Origin of the sequence: Streptomyces sp. NPDC048182 (genome assembly GCF_043202555.1) — a bacterium.
Taxonomy (GTDB): Bacteria; Actinomycetota; Actinomycetes; order Streptomycetales; family Streptomycetaceae; genus Streptomyces.
Genome location: NZ_JBIDAQ010000028.1, coordinates 18,846 through 31,854, shown reverse-complemented (window position 1 = coordinate 31,854; position 13,009 = coordinate 18,846). Strand labels below are relative to the sequence as shown.

Annotated in this window: 13 protein-coding genes; 8 read left to right on the top strand and 5 right to left on the bottom strand. The window is 74.9% G+C overall.

Annotation, left to right across the window (positions count from 1 at the left end; translation table 11 throughout):
* Positions 1–211: 211 nt before the first annotated feature.
* Positions 212–1,051 carry an acyltransferase gene (locus tag ACGFZL_RS31685; RefSeq protein ID WP_393696985.1) on the bottom strand — a complete coding sequence of 280 codons (840 nt, stop codon included), beginning with the start codon at positions 1,049–1,051 and terminating at the stop codon, positions 212–214.
* Positions 1,052–1,271: 220 nt separating this feature from the next.
* Here ACGFZL_RS31685 and ACGFZL_RS31680 point away from each other — a divergent pair, with 220 nt between their 5' ends.
* On the top strand, positions 1,272–1,835 hold the full coding sequence (locus tag ACGFZL_RS31680; protein ID WP_393696983.1) for a flavin reductase family protein: 564 nt from the start codon (positions 1,272–1,274) through the stop codon (positions 1,833–1,835).
* Between the two features lie 11 nt (positions 1,836–1,846).
* Here ACGFZL_RS31680 and ACGFZL_RS31675 read toward each other — a convergent pair whose 3' ends face one another.
* The 3 genes from ACGFZL_RS31675 to ACGFZL_RS31665 all read right to left on the bottom strand — a co-directional run bounded on the left by ACGFZL_RS31675 (position 1,847) and on the right by ACGFZL_RS31665 (position 4,297).
* Entirely contained in the window at positions 1,847–3,115 is a 1,269-nt protein-coding gene (locus tag ACGFZL_RS31675) for a M14 family zinc carboxypeptidase (protein ID WP_393696981.1), read from the bottom strand.
* A 15-nt stretch (positions 3,116–3,130) separates the two neighbouring features.
* Positions 3,131–3,307: a hypothetical protein gene (locus ACGFZL_RS31670; protein ID WP_393696979.1), complete on the bottom strand. Its 177-nt coding sequence runs from the start codon at positions 3,305–3,307 to the stop codon at positions 3,131–3,133.
* Between the two features lie 69 nt (positions 3,308–3,376).
* Entirely contained in the window at positions 3,377–4,297 is a 921-nt protein-coding gene (locus ACGFZL_RS31665) for a LysR family transcriptional regulator (RefSeq protein ID WP_393696977.1), read from the bottom strand.
* A 97-nt stretch (positions 4,298–4,394) separates the two neighbouring features.
* Here ACGFZL_RS31665 and ACGFZL_RS31660 point away from each other — a divergent pair, with 97 nt between their 5' ends.
* The 7 genes from ACGFZL_RS31660 (at position 4,395) to ACGFZL_RS31630 (ending at position 11,835) form a co-directional block, all read left to right on the top strand.
* Complete coding sequence (locus tag ACGFZL_RS31660) at positions 4,395–5,225, top strand: oxidoreductase (protein WP_393696975.1); 831 nt, start codon at positions 4,395–4,397, stop codon at positions 5,223–5,225.
* 241 nt (positions 5,226–5,466) lie between these two features.
* Positions 5,467–6,219 (top strand): GntR family transcriptional regulator, encoded by a 753-nt coding sequence (locus tag ACGFZL_RS31655; protein WP_355176525.1) that lies wholly within the window; start codon positions 5,467–5,469, stop codon positions 6,217–6,219.
* Positions 6,220–6,610: 391 nt separating this feature from the next.
* On the top strand, positions 6,611–6,793 hold the full coding sequence (locus tag ACGFZL_RS31650) for an SPOR domain-containing protein (RefSeq protein ID WP_393696973.1): 183 nt from the start codon (positions 6,611–6,613) through the stop codon (positions 6,791–6,793).
* 9 nt (positions 6,794–6,802) lie between these two features.
* Positions 6,803–7,258 (top strand): (deoxy)nucleoside triphosphate pyrophosphohydrolase, encoded by a 456-nt coding sequence (locus ACGFZL_RS31645; protein ID WP_393696971.1) that lies wholly within the window; start codon positions 6,803–6,805, stop codon positions 7,256–7,258.
* A gap of 112 nt (positions 7,259–7,370) precedes the next feature.
* Entirely contained in the window at positions 7,371–7,805 is a 435-nt protein-coding gene (locus ACGFZL_RS31640; RefSeq protein WP_355176519.1) for an ATP-binding protein, read from the top strand.
* Positions 7,806–8,025: 220 nt separating this feature from the next.
* On the top strand, positions 8,026–10,644 hold the full coding sequence (locus tag ACGFZL_RS31635; protein ID WP_393696969.1) for a SpoIIE family protein phosphatase: 2,619 nt from the start codon (positions 8,026–8,028) through the stop codon (positions 10,642–10,644).
* Positions 10,645–10,737: 93 nt separating this feature from the next.
* Positions 10,738–11,835: a hypothetical protein gene (locus ACGFZL_RS31630; protein WP_393696967.1), complete on the top strand. Its 1,098-nt coding sequence runs from the start codon at positions 10,738–10,740 to the stop codon at positions 11,833–11,835.
* 9 nt (positions 11,836–11,844) lie between these two features.
* On the opposite strand, the gene ACGFZL_RS31625 is transcribed toward ACGFZL_RS31630, so the two are convergent.
* Positions 11,845–12,888 carry a zinc-dependent alcohol dehydrogenase family protein gene (locus ACGFZL_RS31625; RefSeq protein WP_393696965.1) on the bottom strand — a complete coding sequence of 348 codons (1,044 nt, stop codon included), beginning with the start codon at positions 12,886–12,888 and terminating at the stop codon, positions 11,845–11,847.
* Between the last annotated feature and the right edge of the window lie 121 nt (positions 12,889–13,009).

Genomic DNA, 13,009 nt, shown 5'->3' with positions numbered 1-13,009 from the left:
CCTGACGTCCGGCCTCCCCGACGAGCCCCTCCGCCACCCGGCAGCCTTCCTGAACCACCGCCTGACCACAGACCTCCCCCCCCGCCACCCCCCGCCCCCCCCCCCCCCCCCCGGCCCCCCCCCCCCCCCCCCCCCCCCCCCCCGGCGGCGCCCCCCCCCCCCCCCCCCCCCCCCCCCCCCCCCCCCCCCCCACACCTCGTTCAGGACGGCGTCACTTCTTCGCCGAACGGTACTTCCTGGCCGCCCGCCGCACCGAGGCCGGCAGGTAACGGGCCACCGCGCGCTGCGACGTGGGCTTCGAGCGCACCACCGGCGCGTCGGCCGCGGCGTCGTCGTCGGTGAGGTTCCAGTACGGCTCGGACTTCTCGCCCGGGCGCGGGTGCTGCTCGCCCGGACGGCGGCTGACCACCTCGGGACGCTCCCAGGCGATGTTCCGCCGCACCACCCGGGCCGGCGCCCCCACCGCGATGCAGTTGTTGGGGACGGAGGAGGTGACGATGGAGCGGAACCCGATCACCGAGCCGTTGCCGATGGTGACGCCGCCCATGACGACCGCGTGCTTAGCGATCCACACGTGCTCGCCCACGACGATCGACTTCGACGGGTTGGCGCGCTTCTGGGAGCGCACGTCGTAGATCGGGTGGGTGTCGTCCGCGCGCACCTCGATGTTCTTGGCGAACATCACATCGGCGCCGATGGTGACCGACACGCCTTCGACGGCGGAGAGGAAGGTGCGGCCGGCGCAGCCCACATTCTCGCCGACGCGGATCTTCGACTCGTGTCCGCAGCGCAGTTCGAAACGGAGGCCCGCGCGCCTCTTCGTGGTCCGCTCGATCTCGATATGCCCGTTGTCTCCCGTGAAGATGACAAGCAGGTCCTTGATGTCCGCATCGGGGGCGATGACAAGGGTGTTGTTCGACCCCTTGAAGCGGATATCGATCTTTTCCTCACGGACCTCGCCGGCGTAGACGATCTCGTTTCCCTGATCGTCCTTGTAGCGCTCCAACTTGCGCACTTGCTGCATCGCGATCTGAGGGGTGACGTGGACCACGGCCTCGGCCGGCCAGGGGTCGAGTCCGCCCCTCGTACCTCCGTTCCGGCATGGGATCTCGCGTCAACTTATCAGATGACCCTAATTGGGCCGGGCGCCCAAAGGGCTTCGCCCGGCTTGCCCGCCCGGACCAGTGCCACCGCGCGGCGGCTGTGGGTTCACTGGGCCGTGACCCGCACCGGGACCCGCACCGGGCCCGTCCGCGCTCCTGGAGGCCGCCGTGTCCGCATCCCCCCCGACGCCGACCGAACTGACCGCCCCGGCCGACCCCGCGGTGTTCCGCCGGGTGCTCGGCCAGGTGCCGACCTCGGTGTGCGTGGTGACGGCCACGACCCCCGCGGGTCCGGTCGGCGTCACCGTCGGCAGCTTCACCTCCGTCTCCCTCGACCCACCCCTGGTCGTCTTCTACGCGGGGCGGGACTCGGCCAGCGCGGCGGCGATCGTCGGCTCCGGGCGGTTCCGCGTGAACCTGCTGGCCGAGGACCAGCAGGAGGTGTGCGCGGCCTTCGCCAGCCGCACCGCGGACCGGTTCGCCGCCGGCGACTGGGAGCTGGCGCCCGGGGCGCCGCCGCGGCTCGCCGGGGCCGCGGCCTGGATGGAGTGCGACGTCGAGGACAGCTTCCCCGCCGGCGACCACGTGGCGGTCCTCGGCCGGGTGCGGCACCTGGCCGCCGCCGGCACCCGCCGCAACCCGCTGGTCTTCCATCTCGGCCGGCTGGTCCGCCTGGACCGCGCCTGCGGCCGGCACGTGCCCACCCTGGCCTTCGACTGGTGGGACAGCTGACCCGACGAGCCTCAGCCCAACGCGCTCTCCGCCGCCGCCACCGCCGTACGGCACTGGTGCCCGACCTGGTCCGCCACCGGGACCCGGCGCAGGCGGAGGGCGCGGGCGAAGTCGCCGCACCAGGCGGTGAAGAGGGCGTCCAGCTCCCGGCGCAGGGCGGGGGCCCCGGGGTCGCGGGACGTCTCCAGCAGGCCCGCCAGGAGGCCGGCGGCGCGCAGGGGCTGGCGGCGGGCCACGACGTCCAGGGCGCAGACCTGCGCCGTGGTCAGGGCGGCGGACTGCCGGCGCAGGGGTTCCCAGGAGGCGGCGACCAGGTCGTAGAGACCCTCGGCCATCCACTCCAGTACGCGCCGGGGCGGGCTGTCCGCGGCGGGCGGCAGGAAGGCGCGGGCCTTGTCGAAGAGGGCGGTCACCCGGTGGCCCCCGTCGCGCACCAGGCCGGTCAGGTCGCGCAGGGCGCCGGCCGGGTCGGGGTGCGGGGTGGGGTCGGCGGCCCGGTCGGCGGCCCACAGGGGGACCTCGACGATCGCGGTGACGCCGCCGTACCCGGCGGGGGCGCACCAGGTGGACGCCCCAATGTTCTCCGAACCGGCGGCCAGCCGGGCGGTGCTGCCGGGCGGCGGCAGGACGTAGTAGCCGGGGCTGGGGTTCTCCCAGTACAGGGCGTCGAAGGTGCCGTCCTGGACCGGGATGCCGTGCGCCGCGGCCGACGCCGCGAAGGGGGCGGCGAGGCCGGGCAGGTCCCGGGTCAGCTGGACCCAGGTGCCGCCCGCGTCGACGTTGTGCAGGGAGCACTGGAGGACCGGGCGCCGCTCCTCGATGACGTCGAACAGGGCCCGGCTCTCGGGCAGCTGCGCCCCGGTGATCGGCGCCCACTCGGGCTGCTCCGCCGCCATCGGGCGGTAGACGGAGCCGTAGTAGCCCGCGAGCGTGTGCGCCGCCGGGGTCTCGGGGCGGTAGCGGCTCAGGGCGGCGCCGTCCGGGTCGAGGCAGAGGACGAGGTCCCAGGTGACGAGGCCGGGGTCGGTCGCCGGTGAGCGGCCCCCGCCGGACACCACCAGCTCGGCGAGCGCCATTGCCGTCGCGCCGCCGACCGGTTCGTCCGGGTGCGGTCCGGCGACCACGAGGACGTGCCGGGGACCGCCCCCCACGGACAGCATGAGGATCGGACGGCCCTGGCGGGACGCCCCGATCCGGCGCAGCCGGGCGGTCTCCGGGTACCGGGAGACCAGCCGCCGCGCCGAGTCGGCGACCTCGTCGACCGTGGGGTAGCGGTCCATCGTCGGGCGTCCGGGTCAGGAGCCGCCGTTGCCGCCGCTGTCGCCGGTGGTCTCCTTCTTGTCCAGCGGACGGATCTCGATCTTGTTCGCCATGTCCTGTCCTTCCGGTCGGGGCCGCGGCCCGGTGGCCGTGGCGCGCAGAAGATCCATGTGCTGCGGAAGATCCATGTGCTCTTGCCAGCGTTCGCTCATCGGGTGACTGTTGTCAATGTCCGTTTCACGGCACGGCAGTTGGGGCTGGCGGCGGTCCCGCAGCAGGCCCTAGATCTGCCCCACCACCCGCCCGCACGCCCGCGCGTACCCCCGCACCAGCGCCCGCCCCGCGTCCTCGCGGCGCCACGCCAGCGCGAAGCGGGACGGGGTGAGGCCGCGGACCGGGCGGGTGGTGACGCCGCCGAGGGTGAGCAGCGGGGCGTTGCCCGAGGCGACCAGGCAGACGCCGAGGCCGGCGACGAGGGCCTCGTACGTCTCCTCCGTGCCGGCGATCTCCGCGCCGACGCGCGGCGGGCCCGCGCCCAGGGCGCGGCGTTCGTCCAGGGCCAGCCAGAAGTCGCGCAGCACGCCCGCCTCCGACGGCAGGGCGAGGAAGGGCTCGGCGGCCAGGTCCGCGAAGTCGATCTCGGCGCGGGCCGCCAGGGGGTGGGTGTCGGGGAGGGCGACGAGGCGGGGTTCCTCGGCGGCGACGATCCAGTCGTAGCGCCCGGCGTCCGGCAGCGGCAGCGGCAGCCAGACGAAGGCGGCGTCCGCCGTGCCGTCGGTGAGGCCGGCGGTCGGGTCCTCCCAGCCGACCTGGCGCAGCCGGATCCGGGCCTTGGGATGGGCGGCGGTGAAACGGGAGCGGATCGCCGGGAGCAGGCCGCCGCGGCCGGGGCTGGTGCTCATGCCGACCACCAGGGTGCCGGTGCGTGCCGAGCGGACCGCCTCCAGCGCCGCGGCGGCCTCCGCCCAGTCGGCCAACATCCGCCGGGCGTGCGGCAGCAGGGCCGTGCCGGCCTCGGTGAGACGCACCCCCTGCGGCTCGCGGCGGAACAGCTCGGCGCCCAACTGCCGTTCCAGCGCCCGGATCTGCTTGCTCAGCGCGGGCTGCGACACGTAGAGCCGCTCGGCCGCCCGCGTGAAGTGCAGTTCCTCGGCCACCGCCACGAAGTAGCGCAGCTCCCGCAGGTGCACGTCCGTCGTCATGACCGTTGGTTATCACCTCGGGTCTTGGACCGCCAACCGGCGTTCGGGAGAGGCTCGGTGCGGTCCGAGGGGCACAGCGGAGACAGGGAGCGGCGAGATGAACAAGGTGTGGCTGATCACCGGGGCGAGCAGCGGGTTCGGGCGGGCGATCGGCGAGGCGGCGCTGGCCGACGGTGACGTGGTGGTGGGCGCGGTGCGCCGCCCCGAGGTGCTCGACGACCTCGTGGCGGCCCACCCCGACCAGGTCGAGGCGCTGCGCCTGGACGTCGCCGACACGGCCGCCGCCGAGGCCGCGGTGCGGGACGTGGTGGCGCGGCACGGGCGGATCGACGTACTGGTCAACAACGCGGGCCGCACGCACGTCGGCGCCTTCGAGGAGACCGGCGAGGAGGAGCTGCGGGCCCTGTTCGACGTGCACGTCTTCGGCCCCGCGGCGCTGACCCGGGCGGTGCTGCCGTACCTGCGGGAGCAGCGGTCGGGCGCGATCGTGCAGATGAGCAGCATGGGCGGGCAGCTGTCCTTCGCCGGGTTCGCGGCGTACAGCGGGACCAAGTTCGCGCTGGAGGGCATGTCCGAGGCGCTGGCGGACGAGGTGCGGGAGTTCGGCGTCAAGGTGCTCATCGTGGAGCCCGGCGCCTTCCGCACCGGCCTCTTCCAGGCCGGCAACGCCCGGATGAGCGCGGACAGCGGGGTGTACGCCAAGGCCGCCGAGACCCGGGGCCTCGTCGCCGGCGGGGACGGCAGCCAGCCCGGCGACCCCGCGAAGGCGGCGGCGCTGATCCTGGAGGCCCTGGCCGCCGAGCACACCCCGCTGCGGCTGCCGCTCGGCGACGACGGGGTGAGCGCGGTCCTCGGCCACCTCGACCAGGTCCGCGCGGACGTCGAGACCTGGGAGAAGCGCACCCGCGCCACGGGCTTCGACGCCTGACGCCCGGGTCGACCCGAGGCGGTCACCGCCCGCAAGGCCCTGGGGTCCGCCGCGGTGGGCGGTGGCGGCGGACGATCTCGGCGCGAAGGTGTGGCGGTCGCCGCAGTGGGGAGAAAGTGCCTGCGTGAGACCCGCAAGAGGCGGGCTTCATCACTTCGAGTGATTCTCTGGCCTTCGCTTGCCTGGGCGAACCTACGGTTGCCACGCTGTTGCTGTCTGTACAACCTGATGGGAGCGGCCCGTGACATTCGGTGAGCAGCCGGCATACCTGCGCGTCGCGGGTGATCTCCGCAAGCAGATCGTCGACGGCCTGCTGCCGCCCCACACCCGGCTGCCGTCCCAGGCCCGCATCCGCGAGGAGTACGGCGTCTCGGACACCGTCGCCCTGGAGGCGCGCAAGGTGCTGATGGCCGAGGGCCTGGTCGAGGGCCGCTCGGGCTCCGGGACCTATGTGCGCGAGCGGCCCGCCCCCCGCAGCATCGCCCGCTCCGGCTTCCGCCCGGCCGGCGGCGCCACCCCCTTCCGGCAGGAGCAGGCCGCCGGCGAGGCGCGCGGCACCTGGGAGTCGCACAGCGAGCAGACCGGCGCGAGCGGCGCCGTCGCCGAGCGGCTCGGCATCCGGGCGGGGGACCGGGTCATGTGCACGCGGTACGTGTTCCGGGAGGGCGGCGAGGCGATGATGCTGTCCACCTCCTGGGAGCCGCTCGACCTCACCGGCCGCACCCCGGTGATGCTCCCCGAGGAGGGCCCGCTCGGCGGCATGGGCGTCGTGGAGCGGATGGCCGCGATCGACGTCGTCGTGGACAACGTCACCGAGGAGGTCGGCGCCCGCCCCGGCCTCGCCGAGGAACTGGTCGCCCTGGGCGGCGTCCCCGGACACGTCGTCCTCACCGTCCAGCGCACCTTCTACGCCTCGGGGCGCGCGGTCGAGACGGCGGACGTGGTCGCACCGGCCGACCGGTACCGGGTGGCGTACCACCTGCCGGTCAAGTAGCGGCCGACGGCGGGGAGTGCGCCCCGGCGGCCCGGTGCCGGGCCGGTGACCTCGTCTCCTGCGCCGTCCGGCCGGGGTGGGACGGCGCACGCCTCCCGCGCGCCCCTCGCGCGCTCCCGTCGCCGCACGGCCGCCCCCTCGGGGTGGGCTCCCGGCCATCCGCGCTGGTGAACCCGCGATTCTCGGCACCCGTCCACCCGGCGTCACCGGCGCGCACGGACGGCGCGCAGCACGGCGCGCGCCCCCTCCCGGCTGGCTGGATGCGTACCTCTTTGTGCAAAGCCGTGTTCGCTCCGTAAAGGTTGGGCGTAGGCTCGGGCATATGCGAGGTGCGGTTTCCCTGGCGGGCAGGGCGGCGGCACGGGTCGCGGGCGGGATGTGGAGGGGCGCGATGAACGACGGCACGGTCACACTTCCCTGGCTGGTCTTCCGGCAGGACGACAACGGCAACCGCTATCGCGTGGGCCGGTACGCGACCGAGGCGGAGGCCCAGCGGATCGCGGCGAGCCTCGACGGCCGCGGGCACAAGCAGCTCTACTGGGTCGAGGAACTGCGCCGGGGGGACGCCTCCTAGGCTCGGGGCATGAGCGAACGCACGCAGCCCCCCGAGCGGATCGTGGTGGGGGCCGCCCTGATCGACGGCGGGCGGCTGCTCGCCGCGCGCCGCAGCGCACCCCCCGAGCTGGCCGGCCGCTGGGAACTGCCCGGCGGCAAGGTCGAGGCGGGGGAGCGCCCCGAGGCCGCCCTGGTCCGCGAGTTGCGCGAGGAACTGGGCGTGGACGCCGAGGCCGGCGAGCGCGTGCCCGGGCGGTGGCCGCTGCGGGACCCCTTCGTCCTGCACGTCTGGACCGCCCGGCTGCGCCCCGGCTCGGCCGCCCCCGAGCCCCTCCAGGACCACGACGCCCTGCGCTGGCTCACCGCCGCCGAGATCTGGGACGTGCCCTGGCTCGACCAGGACGTCCCCGCCGTCGAGCGGGTGCTGGCCAACCTGGCGCCCCCGCCCCCGCCCCCGGCGCCGACGGAGGCGCGGGGCGCGTGAGGCGGCGGGGCCGCGCGCCCGTACGCCGGGGCCGTGCCCCAGGACGCGCCCCGTCGGACGGTACCCGGCCCCGGATATCGGGTATGTGCCCATTAACCCCACGAAACCGGGCATGGGTGGGCTCGCTGGCCGGGATGTGATCGACGTGGTCGACGGCGCGGCCGACACCGCAGAGTGGGTCTTCCCCGCGGCCCCGGACGCCGTGCGCAGGGCCCGCTCCCTCGTCCGCGGCACGCTGCGCGGATGGGGGATCGACGACGTCGGGGACGTGGCCGCCCTGCTGGTCAGCGAGCTGGTCACCAACGCGCTGCGGCACGCCACCGGCCCCATCGGCGTACGTATGGAGCGGGACCCGCCCGGCCTGGACGGGGTGTTGCTCGTCGAGGTCTCCGACCCGCTCCCCGACCCGCCGCGCGAGCGCGTCGCGCGCCCCGGGGACGAGAGCGGCCGGGGCCTGTACCTGGTCGCCTCCAGCGCGCGCCGCTGGGGCACCCGGCCGGGCGGCGCGGGCAAGACCGTCTGGTTCGAACTGGCGTTGCCGGAGTGACGTGCGGAGCCCGTGCGGCACGGAGCTTGCGGACTGCGTGATTCGATGGCGTGTCCGCTGGTTAGAAGACGGGAAGTGTTGTCACGGTCCGGACCGAAAAGCATCGGGACCGTGCTGTGATCGTGAACACCGTGTCGGGCGGCGCCGTAGTGCTGGATACTGCGGGCAGCCGCTCCCGGTGACCGGTGCCGGACGCGGTGAGCTGGAGGGGACGGTTCGCGTGAGCGAGATACCAGCGAGGGCCACGGAGCCCGGCGGCGCGTCCGAGGGCGCGTCCGAAGAGGCTGGGACGGCCGATGGCGCGGTGGTCGGTGACGCGGTCTGGCAGAGCAGTCCGCCCGGCTCGATCTACGACTACATCAAGGTCGCCTCCTTCTCCATCGGCCCCGACGGACTGGTCGACCAGTGGAGCCTGCGCGCCGAGCAGCTGCTCGGCATCCCGGCCGAGCACGCGGTCGGCCTGGATCCCATCGACGCCTTCGTCGACGCCGACCTGCGTGAGCGCGGCCAGCGCAAGATGGCCGAGATCCTCGACGGCCGGGAGTGGACCGGCGTGGTCCCGTTCCGGACATCGGAGCCGGGCGGTGCCGGGCGGCGCGCGCTCGCCGAGGTCTACGTCATGCCGACCCGCACGGCGAGGGGCGACAAGGCCGCCGTCTGCATCGTCGTCGATGTCCGCACCCTGCGCAGCATCGAGACCGACCTGGCCGCCTCGCAGGCGATTTTCGGCCAGTCTCCCTTCGGCTTCCTGCTGATCGACCCCGACCTGCGGGTGCGCCGGGCCAACCAGCGCTTCGCCTCCGTCTTCGGCGGCACCCCCGACGACCACCGCGGCAAGGGCGTCCACGACTACCTGCCGCGCGCCGAGGCCGACCGGGTCAGCGCCACCCTGCGCCGGGTCCTGGAGAGCGGCGAGTCCATCACCGACATGCACGTCACCGGCCTCGCCCCCGGCTCCGACCAGCGCCGGCACTGGTCGGTCAACCTGTACCGGGTGCACAGCGGTTCGGGCCGCCCGATCGGGGTCGCCTGGCTCGGCACCGACATCACCGCCCGCCGTGAGGCCGCCCGCGAGGCCGCCGCCGCCCGCCGCAACCTCGCCCTGCTGAACGAGGCCGGTGCCCGCATCGGCAACTCCCTGGACCTGGAGACCACCGCCCGCGAACTCCTCGACGTCGTCGTCCCCGGCTTCTGCGACCTGGCCACCGTCGACCTCTACCAGGGCCTCCTGGTCGGCGACGAGACCCCGTCGGGGCTCGCCGACGGCAGCGCCGAGCTGCGCCGGGTCGCCTTCTCCAGCGCCGTCTCCGACGGGCCCTTCCAGGGCACCGGCGAACCGGTCGCGCTCGGCGCGGTGCACCACTACCCGTTCAACTCGCCCTGCGCGGACGCCCTGCGCACCGCCCGGCCGCGCGCCGTCGCCGCCGAGGACGGCGGTCTCGTGCAGTCCACGCTCGCCGTGCCGATGGTCGCCCACGACACGGTGGTCGGCCTCGCCCAGTTCGCCCGCACCAAGGGCAGCGAGCCGTTCGGGGACCGCGACCGGGACCTCGCGGTGGAGCTGGCCGCGCGGGCCGCCGTCTGCATCGACAACGCCCGGCTCTACCGGCGCGAGCACGAACGCGCCCTGATACTGCAGCGCTCCCTCCTCCCGCCCGGCGACCCGGAGGCATCCGGCCTGGACATCGCCTGCCGCTACCTGCCCGGCAACGCGGCCACCGGCCGGCCCAGTGAGGTCGGCGGCGACTGGTTCGACGTCATCGAACTGCCAGGACACCGCACCGCGCTGGTCATCGGGGACGTCATGGGGCGCGGGCTGCGCGCGGCGGTCGCGATGGGCGAACTGCGCACCGCCGTCCGCACGCTGGCCCAGCTCGACCTGGAACCGGCCGAGGTGCTCTCCCAGTTGGACGAGATCGCGCGCGGCCTCGGCGCCCCCGCCACGGCCGTCAGCGCCGCGGCCGGCGTGCGGCAGGCCACCCGGGCGGCCCGTCGCCCCCGCGAGGCCGACCTGTCCGAGGTGTACCTGGCGACCTGCGTGTACGCCGTCTACGACTCGGTGACCCGGCGCTGCACCTTCGCCAACGCCGGCCACCTGCCGCCGGTCCTCATGGAGCCCGGCGAGTCCGCGCTGATGCTGGACGTGCCGCCCGGGCTGCCGCTCGGCGTCGGCGGGGAGCCCTTCGAGGAGGTGGAGGTCGAGCTGCCCGAGGGCGCGCTGCTCGCGCTCTACACCGACGGCCTGGTGGAGAGCCGCGACCAGTCCGTCGACGAGGGCCTGCGGGCCCTGGTGGGGGCGCTCACCGACCCCTCCCGCCCCCTGGAGGACGTCTGCGACCAGGTGCTCACCACCCTGGACACCCACCACGGCGAGGACGACATCGCCCTGCTCATGGCCCGCGTCCAGGGCCTGCCCACCGAGTCCGTCGGCGACTGGACCCTGCCCCGCGAGCCGCGCAGCGTGGGCCGGGCCCGCGAGTACGCCCGCGCGCAGCTGCTCGCCTGGGACCTGGAGCCCCTGGTCGACACCGCGGAGCTGCTGGTCAGCGAGCTGGTCACCAACGCGCTGCGGTACGGCGAGGGCGAGATCAGGCTGCGGCTGCTCCTCGACCGCACCCTGGTCTGCGAGGTCTGGGACTCCGGCCTGGTCCAGCCCCGCCGGCGGCGCGCCCGGGACACCGACGAGGGCGGCCGGGGCCTCCAGCTGGTCGGCCTGCTCAGCGCGGCCTGGGGTTCGCGCCGCACGCCGCGCGGCAAGACGGTCTGGTTCGAGCTGCCCCTCCCCGGCGGGGACACCCGCCTCGCCGACCCGGCGGAGGCCCTGCTGAGCCTCTTCTGACACGACTCTGACGCACCTTCCGACGCAACCGGAACACCCGTTCCCCTCGTCCTCGCGAGCAACGCCCAGGTGGGCGGCGACGAGAGGAGACCCGTGGAACGAGCGGAAGCGACCGAGGAAGCCGGGCAGGACACGGCCGAACAGGGCACGCCCCCGGCGCCGGCACCGGAGCCCCGCACCCGGCGTCGTCGCCTCCGCCTGGTCCGCCGCACCGCCCTCGGTCTCGTGCTGGCCCTCCTGCTCCCCCTGCTCGCCGCCGAGACCGCCCTGCGGATCAATTACGCCGGTGACCCCGCCGACGGCACCCGCACCCGGCACCGCGACGCGATCTGGCTCGGCCACGCCTGGGTCGACGGCCGCAAGACCGACGCCGACCTCGCCGCCCTGGCCCGGCGCCTCGAGACCACCGGCATCAGCGACCTCTACGTGCACACCGGCCCCCTGGAGCACGACGGCACCCTGCCCGCGTCGGTGTATCCGAAGGCCCGCTGGTTCATCGCTGGCGTCCACCGCGCCCTGCCCGGCGTCCGCGTCCAGGCGTACCTCGGCGACGTCCTCGCCACCGAGACGCCCGACGGCATGCGCCTGGAGAAGGCCGGCACCCGCGAGGCCGTGGTCCGCTCGGCGCGCCAGGTCCTGGACGCCGGCTACCAGGGCGTCCACCTCGACCTGGAGCCCCTGCACTCCGGCGACCGGAACTACCTCGCGCTCCTGGACGACGTGCGCGCCCTCACCCGCTCCCGGCACGCGGCGCTGTCGGTCGCGGCCCACCAGATCGACCCGCTGCCGGGGTTCCACGCCTTCTGGGGCACGGTCACCAACCACCCCAAGTGGTGGTCCCAGCACTTCTTCGGCCAGGTCGCCCGCCGCGTCGACCAGATCGCCGTCATGTCGTACGACACCATGCAGCCGCTCCGGTCGACGTACGGCGGCTACGTCGCCCAGCAGACCTCGCTCGCCCTGGAGGCCACCCCGCCCACCACCGACCTGCTGATGGGCCTGCCCTTCTACCACGAGAACCGCTTCGGCCACTGGGCGCACGCGGAGACCGTGCCGGCCGCCGTGCGCGGCGTGCGCCTCGGCCTGTCCCGCACCGACGCCGACCGGGCCCGCTTCGGCGTCGCGCTGTACATCGACTTCGCGGCGACGGAGGGGGACTGGACGGCGTACCGGGACGGCTGGGTCGGCTGAGTCCGGGGTTCAGAAGGCGATGCGGACCTTCAGCGCCGTACGGTCGTGCATCGCGCGGTAGCCGTCCGGGACGCCGTCCAGGCCGACCGTGCGGTCGAAGACCAGGCCCGGGTCGATGGCGCCGGAGAGCACGTCGGGCAGCAGCTCGGGGATGTAGGCGCGGGCGGGGGCGACGCCGCCGGCCAGGGCGACGTTCCGGCCGAACATCTGGGAGACGTCGATGCCGGCGCTGCCGCCGTGCGGGACCCCGACATAGCCCACGGCGCCGCCGTCCCGGGCGATCGAGATCGCGGTGCGCATCGACTCCTCGGTGCCGACGGCCTCCAGGACGGCGTGCGCGCCCTGGCCGCCGGTCAGCTCCCTGACCGCCTCGATCGCGGCCTCGCCGCGCCCGGGGACCACGTCGGTGGCGCCGAAGGCGCGGGCGATCTCGGTGCGCTGCTCGTGCCGGCCGAGGGCGATGATCCGGTCGGCGCCCAGGCGCCGCGCGGCCAGCACGCCGCACAGGCCGACCGCCCCGTCGCCGACCACGGCGACCGTGGCGCCGGGCCGGACCCGGGCGGCGAGGGCCGCGTGGTGGCCGGTGCTCATCACGTCGGAGAGGGCGAGCAGGCCGGGCAGCAGCTTCTCCTCGCCGGCCAGCTCGGCGGGCAGCCTGACCAGCGTGCCGTCGGCGAACGGCACCCGGACCGCCTCGCCCTGGCCGCCGTCGGAGCCGACCTCGCCCCAGAAGCCGCCGCGCGGGCACGAGGTGTGCAGGCCCTCGCGGCAGAAGTCGCAGGTGCCGTCGGACCAGACGAACGGGGCGATCACGAAGTCGCCGCGGGTGAGGCCGGTCACCTCGGCGCCGGTCTCCTCGACGATCCCGAGGAACTCGTGGCCGATCCGCTGCCCGGCGACCCGGGAGGCCACGCCCCGGTAGGCCCACAGGTCGCTGCCGCAGATGCAGGCGTTGACCACGCGCACCACGGCGTCGGTCGGCCGCTGGACCACCGGGTCGGGGACCTCCTCGATGCGGATGTCGTCGGGGCCGTGGATCACGGTGGCGCGCACGGGGCTGCTCCTGGCACTGCTGGGGGACCGGCGGGGCCGGCGGACGACGGCCAGGGTCGCCGGACGGGCACCCTCCTGTCCAGCTACGTCCGCTACACCCCATGGTTAAGCGCAGCTGAAA